This window comes from Polaribacter sejongensis (assembly GCF_038024065.1).
Lineage (GTDB): Bacteria > Bacteroidota > Bacteroidia > Flavobacteriales > Flavobacteriaceae > Polaribacter > Polaribacter sejongensis.
In genome coordinates, this window is record NZ_CP150667.1 from 1,149,882 (window position 1) to 1,164,385 (window position 14,504).

General features: G+C 29.6%; 15 protein-coding genes. 6 read left to right on the forward strand and 9 right to left on the reverse strand.

The genetic code is table 11. The annotated features are described in order from the left end of the window. Window positions 1–12 precede the first annotated feature (12 nt). The 7 genes from hisS to nadC all read right to left on the reverse strand — a co-directional run bounded on the left by hisS (window position 13) and on the right by nadC (window position 6,934). Entirely contained in the window at window positions 13–1,380 is a 1,368-nt protein-coding gene (gene hisS, locus WHD08_RS04700) for a histidine--tRNA ligase (RefSeq protein WP_208889044.1), read from the reverse strand. Window positions 1,381–1,497: 117 nt separating this feature from the next. Then, entirely contained in the window at window positions 1,498–2,436 is a 939-nt protein-coding gene (locus tag WHD08_RS04705) for a YihY/virulence factor BrkB family protein (protein ID WP_208889043.1), read from the reverse strand. A 54-nt stretch (window positions 2,437–2,490) separates the two neighbouring features. Next, window positions 2,491–2,853: a four helix bundle protein gene (locus WHD08_RS04710; RefSeq protein WP_165733473.1), complete on the reverse strand. Its 363-nt coding sequence runs from the start codon at window positions 2,851–2,853 to the stop codon at window positions 2,491–2,493. A 98-nt stretch (window positions 2,854–2,951) separates the two neighbouring features. Continuing rightward, window positions 2,952–3,524: a pentapeptide repeat-containing protein gene (locus tag WHD08_RS04715; protein ID WP_165733474.1), complete on the reverse strand. Its 573-nt coding sequence runs from the start codon at window positions 3,522–3,524 to the stop codon at window positions 2,952–2,954. Window positions 3,525–3,530: 6 nt separating this feature from the next. After that, window positions 3,531–3,899, reverse strand: coding sequence for a copper resistance protein NlpE (locus WHD08_RS04720; RefSeq protein ID WP_165733475.1), 369 nt, complete (start codon window positions 3,897–3,899; stop codon window positions 3,531–3,533). A gap of 8 nt (window positions 3,900–3,907) precedes the next feature. Continuing rightward, window positions 3,908–6,010 carry a M3 family metallopeptidase gene (locus WHD08_RS04725; RefSeq protein WP_208889042.1) on the reverse strand — a complete coding sequence of 701 codons (2,103 nt, stop codon included), beginning with the start codon at window positions 6,008–6,010 and terminating at the stop codon, window positions 3,908–3,910. 66 nt (window positions 6,011–6,076) lie between these two features. Further along, window positions 6,077–6,934 carry a carboxylating nicotinate-nucleotide diphosphorylase gene (gene nadC / locus WHD08_RS04730; RefSeq protein ID WP_208889041.1) on the reverse strand — a complete coding sequence of 286 codons (858 nt, stop codon included), beginning with the start codon at window positions 6,932–6,934 and terminating at the stop codon, window positions 6,077–6,079. Between the two features lie 190 nt (window positions 6,935–7,124). Here nadC and rlmH point away from each other — a divergent pair, with 190 nt between their 5' ends. After that, on the forward strand, window positions 7,125–7,598 hold the full coding sequence (rlmH, locus tag WHD08_RS04735; protein WP_165733478.1) for a 23S rRNA (pseudouridine(1915)-N(3))-methyltransferase RlmH: 474 nt from the start codon (window positions 7,125–7,127) through the stop codon (window positions 7,596–7,598). On the opposite strand, the gene WHD08_RS04740 is transcribed toward rlmH, so the two are convergent. Next, window positions 7,564–8,394, reverse strand: coding sequence for a helix-turn-helix domain-containing protein (locus WHD08_RS04740; RefSeq protein ID WP_208889040.1), 831 nt, complete (start codon window positions 8,392–8,394; stop codon window positions 7,564–7,566). The two genes, rlmH and WHD08_RS04740, sit on opposite strands and share 35 nt — an antisense overlap. A 228-nt stretch (window positions 8,395–8,622) precedes the next feature. Here WHD08_RS04740 and WHD08_RS04745 point away from each other — a divergent pair, with 228 nt between their 5' ends. The 4 genes from WHD08_RS04745 to WHD08_RS04760 all read left to right on the forward strand — a co-directional run bounded on the left by WHD08_RS04745 (window position 8,623) and on the right by WHD08_RS04760 (window position 12,333). Continuing rightward, the gene (locus WHD08_RS04745) at window positions 8,623–9,204 is read left to right on the forward strand and encodes a non-canonical purine NTP diphosphatase (RefSeq protein WP_208889039.1); all 582 of its coding nucleotides are present in this window, start codon (window positions 8,623–8,625) and stop codon (window positions 9,202–9,204) included. A 114-nt stretch (window positions 9,205–9,318) separates the two neighbouring features. Next, window positions 9,319–10,347 carry a FecCD family ABC transporter permease gene (locus tag WHD08_RS04750; RefSeq protein WP_208889038.1) on the forward strand — a complete coding sequence of 343 codons (1,029 nt, stop codon included), beginning with the start codon at window positions 9,319–9,321 and terminating at the stop codon, window positions 10,345–10,347. A 109-nt stretch (window positions 10,348–10,456) separates the two neighbouring features. Then, the gene (locus WHD08_RS04755) at window positions 10,457–11,254 is read left to right on the forward strand and encodes an ABC transporter ATP-binding protein (RefSeq protein ID WP_208889037.1); all 798 of its coding nucleotides are present in this window, start codon (window positions 10,457–10,459) and stop codon (window positions 11,252–11,254) included. A 47-nt stretch (window positions 11,255–11,301) separates the two neighbouring features. Beyond that, window positions 11,302–12,333, forward strand: a complete 1,032-nt coding sequence (locus WHD08_RS04760; RefSeq protein ID WP_208889036.1) for a M28 family metallopeptidase — start codon at window positions 11,302–11,304, stop codon at window positions 12,331–12,333. A 65-nt stretch (window positions 12,334–12,398) separates the two neighbouring features. On the opposite strand, the gene WHD08_RS04765 is transcribed toward WHD08_RS04760, so the two are convergent. Then, window positions 12,399–13,769, reverse strand: a complete 1,371-nt coding sequence (locus WHD08_RS04765) for a tetratricopeptide repeat protein (protein ID WP_208889035.1) — start codon at window positions 13,767–13,769, stop codon at window positions 12,399–12,401. Window positions 13,770–13,962: 193 nt separating this feature from the next. Between WHD08_RS04765 and pyrR the strand changes: the two genes are divergently transcribed. Further along, window positions 13,963–14,502 (forward strand): bifunctional pyr operon transcriptional regulator/uracil phosphoribosyltransferase PyrR, encoded by a 540-nt coding sequence (gene pyrR, locus WHD08_RS04770; protein WP_165733484.1) that lies wholly within the window; start codon window positions 13,963–13,965, stop codon window positions 14,500–14,502. Window positions 14,503–14,504: the final 2 nt, after the last annotated feature.

Sequence of the window (14,504 nt, forward strand, 5' to 3'; positions counted from 1 at the left end):
TAAAACTATAATTTATGCTTTTAGTAAGGATAGTATTTCTGATAAATTACCATCTTTTTGCTCTCCAGAATTCATATTCTTTAAAGTAAAAACATCGTTTACAACATTAGAAACTACAAATTCTATTTCTCTAGAACTAACATATTTCCATTGTCGCTTTTGTGCCTTATTACTTTCTGCTAAATCAGGATAAAATTCACTTTTTATATTATTTTCTCTTAAAACCTTAATGGCTTTCATTTTTAAAACATCCGAATTAGAATCAAAGTTTAAGAAAATAACCTTTGGTTTTGGTAAATCTACAGCTTTAAACAACCCTAATTCTTCTAATACTAAATAGATTCTGTCTAATCCGAAAGAGATTCCAACTCCAGAAACATCTTTTAAACCAAAGATTCCTGTTAAATCGTCATATCTACCACCACCACCAATAGAACCCATTTTTACACCTTTTGGCGCAGCAACTTCAAAAATTGCTCCTGTGTAATAATTTAATCCTCTTGCTAAAGTAACATCTACTTCTAAAGTTGCTGTTTCTAAACCTAATGCTGAAACAGAATTAATTACAAAACGCAACTCTTCTACTCCATTTGTTCCTTCTTCAGAAGTTGATAACAGACTTTCTAATGAAGCTAATTTATCTAAATTAGACCCAGAAAAATCGAACAAAGGTTGTACTTTTTCAATAGCGTCCTCCGTAATTCCTTTAGACAACATTTCTTTAACAACACCGTCTTTACCAATTTTATCTAACTTATCTAAAGCTACAGTAAAATCGATTAATTTATCTTGTGCACCAATAACTTCTGCAATTCCAGAAAGTATTTTTCTATTGTTAATTTTGATATTCGTTCCTGCTAAACCAAGTTTACTAAAAACGGTATCATATAATTGTACAAATTCTACTTCTTGCCATAAAGATTTACTACCAACAACATCTGCATCACACTGAAAAAACTCTCTAAAACGTCCTTTTTGTGGTCTATCTGCCCTCCAAACAGGTTGTACTTGATATCTTTTAAAAGGAAACGTAATATCATTTTGATGTTGCACAACGTAACGAGCAAAAGGCACTGTTAAGTCATAACGTAATGCTTTTTCTGAAATTTGGCTGGTAACTTTTAAGCTATTTTTTTCTGATAAAAGACCTTCATCGGCTTTCTTTAAAAAGTCTCCAGAGTTTAAAATTTTAAAAATCAAACGATCTCCTTCTTCACCATATTTCCCCATTAAGGTTGATGAATTTTCGAAACTTGGTGTTTCTATAGGTTGAAATCCGAATGTTTCAAAAGCAGTTTTTATCGTATTCATTATATACGTTCTATTAGCTACTTCTGTTGGCGAAAAATCTCTGGTTCCTTTTGGAATACTTGGTTTCATATAAATCAGTTATCAATGTTCATTTATCATTTTTTAATAAACCAGATTAGATTACTGATAATTGTTAAATGATAATTGCTTTTAGCGAGCGCAAATATCGTGAAAAACTTAGAAATGTTATAAAATAGAATCAATTTTATTTCTGAACCTTAAAGCGTAAATAGCTGCATTTAACTCAAACCCTAACAATAAGATAATTGCATTTAGCCATACAAATAACATCAAGATTAAAAGAGTACCAATAGAACCGTATAATTGATTGTATTGTGCAAATTTCACTACATAAATTCCGAATAAATAAAACGTACATAAAGATACAACTGTGGTTAAAAGTGCTCCTGCAGAAAAGAATTTTGTTTCTTTTCCTTGTTTTGTTCCGTATCTAAAAAGCAACGAAACTATGGTGAAAATCATCACTAGAAAAATGAGACTTCTTCCATAATAAAACAGATCTAAATCGGTTGTATCTAGCCAACCTGTTTCATCAATTTTAGACAATGCAAATTGATATAAAATTAGTGAAGTTATTACTATAATTAAAAAGAATGACATTAATAAAGAGACTCCTAAAGAGACAAAATAGGCTCTAAAAACATTTCTAACATCAGTTATATGGTATGAATGTTCAAAACCACCAAAGATAGCATTCACACCATTTGTCATTAGAAAGATAGACAGTAAGAAACCAAAAGAAAGCAAACCTCCATATTGATTATTAATAATATCCTTTAACACAACATCTACAGCTTCGAAGGTTTGTGGCGGTAACACCTCTTTTATAAATGAAAATAAGCCTTCTTGGAAGCCTTCTATTGGAATGTATGGAATTAACGTTAAAATAAACAGCAAAAAAGGAAAAACAGCCATAAAAAAACTGAATGCAATTCCTCCTGCTCTAGTTGTTAAGGCTCCTTTTACAATACCAATAATGTACATTTCTATTACATCGTACAAAGACATTCCTTCTAAACCAGGAATTTTTATTCTTTTTCCAAATAGTACCAAGAAATTTACAACTGGTATTTTTTCTAGTTTTTCTTCTATTTCTCTTGACATTAAGTTGCAAAGTTTAAATTAGCTGCAGAGCTACAAAGTTGAATAACTGTAAGATTAGTTTCTTTTTGATTTTATAGTTCTAATAAAACTAGATAACATTCTCTCTATTTCTCTTGATAATTCATATAAATTTTCAAACTTACCTTTATTGATATATTCTAAATTAAAAGCAATTTCCACTTGTGTCTGTAATTCAAAAAGAGATGCCATTGCAATATTTAAAAAACGAAGATAATCTTTCACTCCTTCTCTACCATAACCTTCAGAAATATTACTAGGTATTGAAACTGCAGACCTTCTTAATTGAGAAGTTAGGCCAAATGTTTCTTCTTTTGGAAATGATTTAGATACTTTATAAATTTCAGTAACAAAGTTCATCGACTTTTGCCAGACTAACAAATCTCTAAATGTTTTCATATCTTTTTTTTATTAGTGGCAAAGTTAAAAATAGTTTCAAAGTTACAAAGTTTAGCTTGTTACTCTGCAACTCTGTAACTTTGCTACTTTGTAACTTTTCAATCAACTACAACTCTATATTCTGATAAAAGCCCAATAACATTGTCTTTACTAAACTTCCCTCCTTTTAAACGATTCTTTTCCGGACTGATATTAAAGTTAAAAGCTGTTCTAAAGTCTGACTTTTCTAAATTAGTTTCACCAAAAATGGCTCCATTAAAGTCACAATTATCAAAAATGGAATTGGTTAAAACGGCTTCTGTAAAATCTACTTCTTGTAAGTTACAATTACTAAATTTTGTATTCGGAATTTTTAATTGATAAAAAGACGAAAAACTTAATTGACAATCTTTAAAACTAAATTGTAATAAAAACGAATCGCATTCATTAAATTTTACACCTATCATTTTACAATTGATAAAAGTAACCTCTTTAAAAGCCGTATTATCTACAATTGCATTGCTAAAATTACAATCTATAAAATCGCATTCTACAAACTGAATATTTGATGCATGTACATTCTCAAAATTACAATTAGTGAATGTACAATTGTCATACTCTCCTTTGTTTATCTTAGTTTTCTTAAAATCAATTTTAGTAAATTCCTCACTATCAAAATAAGTATCTGTCATCTAAACTTATTCTTGTTTTGTTAATTTATAATTTAACTCACTTTCAATTTTATTACCATCAATATCTAGCATTTCAATGTAATTGTCACCAATTTCATATTTAAATGGACTCGTTTCTAAGGCTAAAATTACTTTTCCGTTTTCAACGGAATAATTTCCCGTTTTCGTAAAAACAGCATCATCACCTTGTCCTTTATACACGCTCTCTAACACAAAAGTTCCATCTGAATTTAAGGTCATTGTATTATCGATTCCCGTACAACTTGCACATGGAAATTCGCCAATATAAACACCAGAGACATCTTGTGGTGTGTTATTTTTACATGCTGAAAATAGAATACAAACTATTGCTATAACTTTTATAATATGTTTCATTTTATTAATTATTTTAAACCTCTTGCTTCTAACATTGGTGCTGCTTTAGGATCTCTACCTGCAAATGTTTTATACATTTCTGCATAATCCATTGTGTTTCCTTTAGATAAAACTTGCTCACGGAATTTTTGTCCGTTTTCACGAGTTAACAAGCCATTGTCTTTAAACCAATCATACGCATCATGACTCAACATTTCTGTCCATAAATAAGAATAATAACCTGCTGCATAACCACCACTAAAAATGTGTGCAAAATAAGTAGAGCGATATCTTGGTGGAATTTCATCCAAATTTAATTTCATACTTTTTAAAGCTTCTGCTTCAAAATTAGCGACATCTTCAATAGTATCATTTGCAGAAATTGTATGCCATTTCATATCTAAACTAGAAGAACATAAATTCTCTATCATAGAATATCCTTGATTAAAGGTACCTGCATCTTTAATTTTTTGTAATAATTCTACAGGAATCACTTCTCCTGTTTTATAATGTATCGCGTAATTATTTAAAATTTCTGGATGCGTTGCCCAGTTCTCGTTAAACTGAGAAGGAAATTCTACAAAATCTCTTGCTGTACTTGTACCAGAAATAGACGTATATTGTTGATTTCCGAAGAAACCGTGTAATGCATGGCCAAACTCATGAAACATGGTTTCTACTTCATCAAAACTGATTAATGCAGGTTCTCCTTCTGCTGGTTTAGATGAATTACAAACATTATAAATTACCGGTTTTTGGTTACGTAATTTAGATTGTTTTACAAAATTACTCATCCAAGCACCACCACGTTTGCTATCTCTTGCAAAATAATCTCCAAAGAATAATCCTAATTTAGAACCGTCCTCTTCAAACAACTCATACACCACAACATCTGGGTGATAAGTAGGAATATCTGTACGTTTTTTAAATGTAATTCCGTATAACTTTGTAGCAGCGTAAAAAACTCCTTTTTCTAAAACGTTTGTCATTTCAAAATAAGGTTTTACGTCATCTTCGTTTAAGTTATATTTAGACTTACGTACTTTTTCTGCATAATGATTCCAGTCATAAGGCGCTAATTTAAAATCTTTTCCTTCTTTATTAATTTCTGCCTGAATCTCTTTTATTTCTGATGCTGCCTTTTCTAATGAGCCAGGAATTAAGTTTTCAAACATATTAAAAACCTTGTCTGGTGTTGCAGCCATGGTTCCTTGTAAACTCCAACTAGCATAGTTGTCAAAACCTAAAATCTGAGCTTTTTCTGCTCTTAACTTTGTCATTTTTAAAACAAGATCACTCGTATCGTATTCACCAGCATCTGCTCTATGAATCGATTTTTCAAACAATTCCTTTCTTACTTCTCTATTTTCTAAGGTTTGTAAAGAAGCTTGTTGCGTTGTATTTACTAACTGAATTTCATAGGCACCATCTTTTTCTAAAGACTTTATTTTTTCATCAGAAAAACCTTTTAAATCTTCTTTATTAGTAACTGTAATTCCGCCTTTTTTACTTGCATCTAATAATTTCTTTCCAAAATCATTAGACAAACTCGCTATTTCTGAATTGATTTCTTTTAATTTCTCCTTTTTTTCTTCGGATAAATTTGCGCCTGCTTTAGAAAAATTCTTAAAATACTCACCAACTAAATGTTTAGATTCCGCATCTAGATTAGCTTCAGAAAGATTCTCATAAACCGATTTTACTTTTGCAAATAATTGTGTGTTTAGTAAAATATCATCGTTGTGTTTAGAAAACTTTGGTGCTAATTCTTTTTGATTTTCTTTAATCGTATCATTGGTATGCGCGCCTGCCAATCCATAAAAAACTGCATTTACGTCATCTAATTTTTTGCTACTTTCTTCTAAAGCTAAAATAGTGTTTTCAAAAGTTGGATCATCTGTGTTCTCTGTAATTTTTACAATTGCCTCGTTTTGTAATTTCATACCTTCTAAAATAGCCGGTAAAAAATGTTTCGACTTTATTTTAGTAAAATCTGGCGTTCCATACTCTAAAGTACTTTTTATCAATAAAGGATTTTTAGAAATATCCATCGTGTTTTCTTTTTTAGTTTCCTTAGTGTTGCAAGAAATCACCAACATTAAAGAAGCTGCAATTGTTATATATTTTTTCATTTTTTTTATTTTAGTTACAAAGTTAAAAGTAGTTACAGAGTAAGAAAGTCAGACTTTTTAACATTCTTAAAACGCTTTCAAACTTAAATCTAAATTATAAACCGAATGTGTTAATGCACCAGAAGAAATAAAATCTACACCACATTCTGCATATTTTCTAATCGTTTCTTCATTAATCCCTCCAGAAGATTCTGTTAAGCAAGTATCACCAATTAGAGCTACCGCTTTTTTAGTATCTTCATAATTAAAGTTGTCTATTAAAATTCTGTAAACACCATCGTTAGACAAAATTTCTTTAATTTCTTCTAAACTTCTAGCTTCCACAATAATTTTAATATCGATATTCTTTTCTGCTAAATATTTCTTTGTTTTGGTAATGGCTGCTGTAATTCCGCCAGCAAAATCGATGTGATTGTCTTTAATCATCACCATATCATACAAGGCAAAACGGTGATTTTCTCCACCTCCAATTTTAACAGCCCATTTTTCAATAACTCTAATTCCTGGTGTGGTTTTTCTAGTATCTAAAACTTTTGTTTTTGTTCCTTTTAATAAATTAGCAAAAAAAGCTGTCTTGGTTGCAATTGCAGACATTCTTTGCATGGCATTTAAAACCAAACGTTCTGCCATTAAAATAGATTGAGATTTCCCAGAAACATGAAAAACAATATCTCCATATTTTACATCATCACCATCGTTTATAAATGTTTCTATTTCTAAATCTTCATCAACGTAAGAAAAAACTTGTTTTGAAAATTCTACTCCGGCAATAATTCCGTCTTCTTTTACCAACAATTTTGCCTTTCCTTGTGCATCGGCAGGAATACAAGAAAGTGATGTATGGTCTCCATCACCAATATCTTCTCGAATGGCATTTTTTATAATTAAATCTAATTCTTTTTGAAATTGTTCTTTTGATATCATAATTCATTAATTCTGATGTAAAAATAACAATGATTTTCAACTTTTGGTCTGTTCTGTCCAATTTATGTTTTAAATCTTATAAATTTGTTTTCTTTTTTTAAAGTTTGTCTGCTACACAGTAAGTATGAGTTTTAAAAAAGGAATTAATCATAAAATTTAGGTTTCGCCTAAGCCCGACCAAACAAAAAATATGAAAATTAAATTACTCGCTATAGGTAAAACAGATAATAAACAATTAATGCTGTTAATTGATGAATATCAAAATAGGTTAAAACATTATATAAAGTTTGAGTTAGAAATAATTCCTGATATTAAGAATGTAAAAAATCTTAGCGAAATTCAACAAAAAGAAAAAGAAGGTGAATTGATTTTGTCTAAACTACAGAACACCGATAATTTAGTTTTGTTAGACGATAAAGGCAAACACTTTACCTCTATTGAGTTTTCTAAATATTTACAGAAAAAAATGAACGCTGGTATTAAACAATTAGTCTTAGTAATTGGCGGACCTTATGGTTTTTCTGATGCGGTTTATAAAAAGTCTGTCGGAAAAATATCTTTATCTAAAATGACATTTTCTCACCAAATGATTCGCCTTTTTATTGTAGAACAGTTGTACAGAGGTTTTACTATTTTAAAGAATGAGCCGTATCATCATGAATAATCGAATCTTTACAGGTTTTAAAAGTATCGTTTAAAAAGAAGGTTTCAAGTATTAATATTGGAATAATCAAAAATAAGGCAACAGGCCATAGTATTAAAGTAATGGCCATAATTCCGTTTACAATTTTTACAATACCCGTAACTTGAGCAAACGAACCTAAATTTTCTTTTAACCCTAAAATCCCTAATCCCATAATTAATTCTCCAACACCAAAAATCATCATTAAAAACACACCTATTGCTATTTCCAATGCACCTATAAAACCGTTACTCTTCATAAAAAAAGTAGCAAATGAAATAAGTATAGCTATACCAAAATAAATGTAAATTGCTTTTATTAATAAGGTATTATTAAACTTTTGAGCAATAATCTTATAACCCTTAAGAAATGGAATTACAAAAAGGAAAAATAGAATTACATACGGTATTCTAAAAACCAAGAGCCAAAAACCTGATACTTTATGAGTTGTAAAATATACCTCCATTAAAATACCTATCAACGTAATAATTGAATAAAAAACACCAAAAACCCAACTTTTATTCAAGGATTTTAATTCTGTATTAGTCCAATTAATTACATTTTTTTCATCTAAAGAACTCTCGTTTATGTTTTGCAAATCTTCCCCTAATACTTCAAGAATAATTTTTATAGTATAACTTCTAGGGTTTACTTCTCCTGCTTCAATTCGCTGAATTGTTCTAACATTAATATTGCATTGTTCTACCAACTCTTCTTGAGTTAATCCATTTCTTTTTCGCAGTTCAAAAATACGTTTACCTAATTCTGGTTGCTTCATTGTATGTATATTTTTATTTATCATACAATGTTAATTTAGATTTATATTTTGGAGGTACATTTTTGTTGATTTTAACCCGACATTTACACGACAAACCAATAATAGTAATGGATACAGCGTTTTAATTATTTTTGCAATTTACAGTTATTTTTTGTTATTTAAGTAAACTAAAAAATAAAGTAGCATATATAAATTGATTACATTTGTTTAAAAATCAATTTATTTTTAATGAAATTAGTATTTGCAACAAACAACCTTAACAAACTTAGTGAAGTTCAGGAAATGTTACCAGACTCAATACAATTATTGAGTTTAAGAGATATTAACTGTTTTGACGAAATAGAAGAAACAGAAACCACTTTAGAGGGAAACGCTAAATTAAAAGCAGATTATATTTCCAAAAAATTTGGTTATAATTGTTTTGCAGATGATACAGGTTTAGAAGTAGAAACCTTAGAAGGAAAACCAGGTGTATATTCTGCACGTTTTGCTGGCGAGCCTTCTAATTCTGAAAACAATATGCAAAAATTATTGGTAGATTTAAAACCTGCTGAAAACAGAAAAGCACAATTTAGAACCGCAGTTGCTTTAAACTTAAATGACGAAAATTTTCTTTTCGAAGGAATTTGTAAAGGAGATATTTTAGAAAAAAAACACGGAGAAAAAGGTTTTGGATATGATCCAATTTTTAAACCAAAAGGTTTTGAAAAATCTTTTGCTGAAATGACTTCGGAAGAAAAAAACACCATTTCTCATAGAGGAATTGCAATTCAGAAATTAGTAAAATTTTTATCAAAATATAATTATTAAAATCAAACTCTAAAACATTATCTTCAAGTTAAAAGGATTTTAACTTGAAGATATAACGCAGCTTTAGAGAAGTTTAAAAATAAGTTTAGACTGCGCACAACCAGACAACCATCAATGGAAAACAAATCATACACAAAACACTTCTTTTTATTATCAATTTCACTAGTCGTTTTGTTCTTTTTGAACATCAGTTTTGGGTCTGTTTCAATTCCGTTTAAAGATATTTTTAACAGCCTTTTTGGTGGTAATGTAACCAAGGAAAGTTGGGAAACTATTATTATCAATTTTAGAGTACCCAAAGCTATAACTGCTGTTTTAGTAGGTTCTGGCTTGTCTATTTGTGGTTTATTAATGCAAACCTTATTTAGAAATCCTTTGGCGGGTCCTTTTGTACTTGGTATTTCTTCTGGAGCAAGTTTAGGTGTTGCTATTTTAATATTGGGTTCTTCGGTTTTTGGAGGTTTTTTTCTTGCAAGTTCAGTCTCTAACTGGTCTTTGCCTATTGCTGCAAGTCTAGGTGCTTTTTTAGTTTTATCTGCCGTAATTATTGCAGCAAATAGAGTAAGAAATACCATGTCCATTTTAATCATCGGATTGATGTTTGGTTCCTTAACATCTGCAGTTATAAGTGTTTTAGCATATTTTAGTGAAGCAGCTCAAATTCAACAATATTTATTTTGGAGTTTTGGTAGTTTGGGTAATTTAACTTGGAATGAAATTACCGTTTTTGTTATTATTTACTGTATCGGAATATTAGGAACCATCACCGTTATAAAACCTTTAAACAGTTTTTTATTAGGTGAAAACTATGCTAAGAGTTTAGGTGTTAATGTAAAAAAAAGTAGAAATATTATTTTACTAATTACCAGTATTTTAACTGGAGTAATTACAGCCTTTTCTGGGCCAATTGCCTTTGTAGGATTAGCAGTTCCGCACATAGCACGAATGTTGTTTTCTAGCTCTAATCATAAAATTTTATTACCCGCAGTAGCTATTATTGGTGCCATTGTTTTATTAATTTGCGATGCTATTGCACAAATGCCTACAAGCGAATTTACATTACCTATTAATGCAATTACATCTTTATTTGGTGCACCAATTGTTATTTGGCTGCTAATTAGAAAAAAGAGATTGTTTGTATAATTAAGTAGCAAAGTTAAAAGTAGTGACAAAGTTACATCCTTAAAAATCTATAAGCACAGAAGCTGAACTTTGTAACTCTAAACCTTTGTAACTCTAAACCTTTGAAACTTTGAAAATAAAAAATAAACATATCATCCTTAAAACTGAAAATCTATCGATAGGTTATCAGCAAAAAAAGAACTCTAAAATTATTGCATCTAACATTAATTTAGAAATTGAAAAAGGAAAATTAATAACGGTTTTGGGTAAAAACGGAATCGGAAAGTCTACTTTATTAAGAACACTTTCTAAGGTTCAAAAACCTATTTCTGGAGAAATCTTCATTCATCAGAAAAATTTACAAAACTTCACAGAAAAAGCACTTTCTACTCAATTAAGTTTGGTATTAACAGAACGTTTACCAGAAAGCCAGTTAACGGTTTACGAATTAATTGCATTAGGCAGACAGCCTTACACCAATTGGATTGATAAACTTTCTAGCAAAGACATCGAAAAAGTAGATACAGCTATTAATCAAACAGAAATAGAACAACTTAAAAACAACCGTTTTTATGAATTAAGTGATGGTCAGCTGCAAAGAGTTTTAATTGCACGAGCATTAGCGCAAGACACCGAAATTATTATTTTAGATGAGCCAACAGCCCATTTAGACATGCATCATACCATTAAGATATTTTCATTATTAAAAAAATTAGTTGCAGATACTAATAAAACAATTATAATTTCTTCACACGAAATAAACCTATCTATTCAATTAGCAGATGAAGTAATGCTTTTAACAGAAAACACAGTACACTTCGGTACACCTACAGAATTAATAACAATTAATGCTTTTGACACACTTTTCCCTAAAGAACTTGTTAATTTTAACAAAACGTTACAACAATTTGTGATTAACAAAAGTTAAGTTTGAGCTTTATTTTATTTTCAATATAATTTTATTCAACACAATTCATGAAAAACATCCTTTATACATTTGGACTATTTTTTTTAATAGCATGTAGCTCTAGTAAAAATGCTACAAAAGAAGATTCAAACATCGATTATGCTGCTCAATATGCTGCATCAATTACAGCTGAAGATTTAAAAACTAATTTATATATTTTTGCTTCGGATGAATTTGAAGGTAGAAATACCGGAGAACCTGGACAGAAAAAAGCGATTGAATTTTTAAAAAACTTCTATGTTTCTAAAGGAATCTCTTCTGGTTTAGGAGGCGATAATTATTATCAAGAAGTACCTGCTGAATGGATTAATAAAAATACACGTCGTGGTAAATATAAAGATTCAGAAAATGTTTTAGCATTTATAAAAGGATCAGAAAAACCAGATGAAATTGTAGTTATTTCTGCTCATTTAGATCACGAAGGTGTAAAAAATGGTGAAATTTATAACGGTGCAGATGATGATGGTTCTGGTTCTGTAGCTATTTTAGAAATTGCAAAAGCTTTTAAAGAAGCAGAAAAAGCAGGAAAAGGCCCTAAAAGATCGATATTATTTTTACATGTTACCGGTGAAGAAAAAGGATTATTAGGTTCTAAATATTATACTGAAAACCCAATATTTCCATTAGCAAATACTGTTTGTAATTTAAATATTGATATGATTGGCAGAATTGATGACGCACACAAAACAGACACGAACTACATCTATTTAATTGGAGCAGATAAATTGAGCACAGAGCTTCACCAAGTTTCTGAAAACGCTAACACTAAATACACCAATATTAATTTAGATTATACTTATAATGATGAAAATGACCCAAATCGTTTTTACTATAGATCTGATCATTATAACTTTGCTAAACACAATATTCCTGTAATCTTTTATTTTAACGGAACACATGAAGATTACCATAAACCTTCTGATACTCCTGATAAAATTGAATATGAATTACTAGAAAAAAGAACTCGTTTGGTTTTTCATACAGCATGGGAAGTTGCCAATAGAGCAACAAGGTTAGTTGTTGATAAAGCTGGCAAGTAATACGTTTTAGTCAATAAAAAATTAAGAAAAACCTCACAAAATTGTGAGGTTTTTAATTTTAGAACTTATTCCGTTGCTTTTTTATAATCAACTAAAAGTTTTTGCACTTTTTTATCGTCATAGACAATTGGGTACAATTCTTTTAAAATAATATGATAATCGTAATCTATTGTTAAAGCAGTAATTAAGTGATCAAATCCGTATTTTTCTTTATTCAGAATAAAAAATAAGCCTGCTAATCTATATTCTATTTCAGCAGCATCTTTGTAAAATTTTTGTGCTTTAACTAGAGTACTCATAGCATCGTTAAATTCGCCTAAAAAAGATAATACATCCGTTAAACCTATAAAAACCTCTAAGTCGGTATCATTTAAACTTAAACATTTTACATAACCAACTACCGCTTCTTCATAGAAGTTAAGTCTTAAATTAATTTCAGCATATCGTCTCCAATACAAAAAATTATCCTCTTCAATTTTTAACGCCTTAGAAATATAATAAGCAGCTTTCTGATAGTTTTCATCTAAAAAATATAAATTAGCGAGTGACACCCAACCTTTATCTAACAAAGGATCTTCATGTACCGCTTTTTTATAAAATGAAATAGCTTCATCTAAATTTAATAATTTTTCATAGCACTCTCCTACCCTAAGACATACAAAAGCAGTTGCATCATCTAATTCTAACGTAATTAAATAATTATCGATCGCTTCTTTATAACGCCCTAATTGCTCTAAGGTTTTTGCTTTTTCTAAATAACCTCCAATAAAAGATTCATCAATTAAAACAGCATATTCAAAAGACATTAAAGCCTTTTCAAACATTTCTAAAATAAAATATTGCCTTCCTAATTGATGCCAAGCAACCTCACAATATGGATTTCTTTCTACATAAGCATTTAAATACGTTATTGCTTCTTCATGTTTAGCTTCCATATCGAAACAATACACTACATTATACAAGGCAGAATAATCTTCAAAATCGACTTCTACACACTTTATAAACGTAGAACGTGCATTATTAAAGTCGTCTAAATACAAATATTCCATTCCTAAAAGAGACCAAACATCTACTTTATCATCTGTAAAAGTCAACGCTTTTTTTAATAATTCTATAGCTTCTTTATGGTTTCCTTGTTTAGAACTGATGGTTGCTTTTTGTATAAAAACTTCATCATTATTAGGCTCTAAACGCTCAATTATTTTTAATAATATGGATGCTTTATCTAACTCATTTTCAAAAACATAAATTTCTACTTGTAGTAATTTTAACTCTACAGAAGCAGGGTGTTGTTGCAACCCTAATTTTACGGCTTTTTTAGCCAAAGCATGTTTACCAGCATCTAAATAATGTACAATTATTTCTTCAAACTCAACCAGATCAAAAAAATAAACTGCGTTGGTTTTAAGCATGGATTCAAACTTTAAGAGGGACATAACTATTAGTTTTGAATTAGTATATTAAAGGTACTATAACTACGAGTTCCCATTTAATTTAGGTTATTTTTTTTTTAACAATTTAGTTAACATTAAAGTGATTTCGTTTTTAGTTGCTATAAATTTTGCACATACATTTATTTACAGTAATTTTGATTTTCAATAACTATCAAGCTAAATTGATAGCTTTCTTATGAGCAAAAAAAACTTACTTAACTCAAAGGATATTGAAATAATTTTACATCGATTGGCTTGTCAGTTAATCGAAAATCATAACGATTTTTCTAATACCGTATTAATTGGTTTGCAACCAAGGGGTAGTTTTTTGGCTAATAGATTAGCCGATTTATTAAAAAACACTTACAACGTTAAAGACTTAAAATTAGGATTATTAGATATTACCTTTTACAGAGATGATTTTAGAAGAAGAGATGCACCTTTAGCAGCTACAGCGACTAAAATGGACTTTATAATTGAAGGTAAAAATGTAGTAATTATTGACGATGTTTTGTTTTCTGGTAGAAGCATTAGAGCTGCATTAACTGCAATGCAAGCCTACGGCAGACCAGATAATATTGAGCTATTAGTATTAATAGACAGACGTTTTAGTAGACATTTACCAATTCAGCCAAATTATAGAGGCCGTCAAGTAGATGCTATTAACCATGAAAAGGTATTAGTTACCTGGAAAGAAACACACAAAAAAGACGCAGTTTACATAGAATCAAAATAATT

Bases quoted from the DNA above. Each gene is read 5' to 3' on its own strand.
- WHD08_RS04725 (WP_208889042.1), bottom strand. From the start codon at position 6,010: ATGAAAAAATATATAACAATTGCAGCTTCTTTAATGTTGGTGATTTCT.
- pyrR (WP_165733484.1), top strand. From the start codon at position 13,963: ATGAGCAAAAAAAACTTACTTAACTCAAAGGATATTGAAATAATTTTA.
- WHD08_RS04740 (WP_208889040.1), bottom strand. From the start codon at position 8,394: ATGAAGCAACCAGAATTAGGTAAACGTATTTTTGAACTGCGAAAAAGA.
- WHD08_RS04715 (WP_165733474.1), bottom strand. From the start codon at position 3,524: ATGACAGATACTTATTTTGATAGTGAGGAATTTACTAAAATTGATTTT.
- WHD08_RS04760 (WP_208889036.1), top strand. From the start codon at position 11,302: ATGAAAAACATCCTTTATACATTTGGACTATTTTTTTTAATAGCATGT.
- WHD08_RS04705 (WP_208889043.1), bottom strand. From the start codon at position 2,436: ATGTCAAGAGAAATAGAAGAAAAACTAGAAAAAATACCAGTTGTAAAT.
- hisS (WP_208889044.1), bottom strand. From the start codon at position 1,380: ATGAAACCAAGTATTCCAAAAGGAACCAGAGATTTTTCGCCAACAGAA.
- WHD08_RS04745 (WP_208889039.1), top strand. From the start codon at position 8,623: ATGAAATTAGTATTTGCAACAAACAACCTTAACAAACTTAGTGAAGTT.
- WHD08_RS04720 (WP_165733475.1), bottom strand. From the start codon at position 3,899: ATGAAACATATTATAAAAGTTATAGCAATAGTTTGTATTCTATTTTCA.
- nadC (WP_208889041.1), bottom strand. From the start codon at position 6,934: ATGATATCAAAAGAACAATTTCAAAAAGAATTAGATTTAATTATAAAA.
- WHD08_RS04710 (WP_165733473.1), bottom strand. From the start codon at position 2,853: ATGAAAACATTTAGAGATTTGTTAGTCTGGCAAAAGTCGATGAACTTT.
- WHD08_RS04765 (WP_208889035.1), bottom strand. From the start codon at position 13,769: ATGTCCCTCTTAAAGTTTGAATCCATGCTTAAAACCAACGCAGTTTAT.
- rlmH (WP_165733478.1), top strand. From the start codon at position 7,125: ATGAAAATTAAATTACTCGCTATAGGTAAAACAGATAATAAACAATTA.
- WHD08_RS04750 (WP_208889038.1), top strand. From the start codon at position 9,319: ATGGAAAACAAATCATACACAAAACACTTCTTTTTATTATCAATTTCA.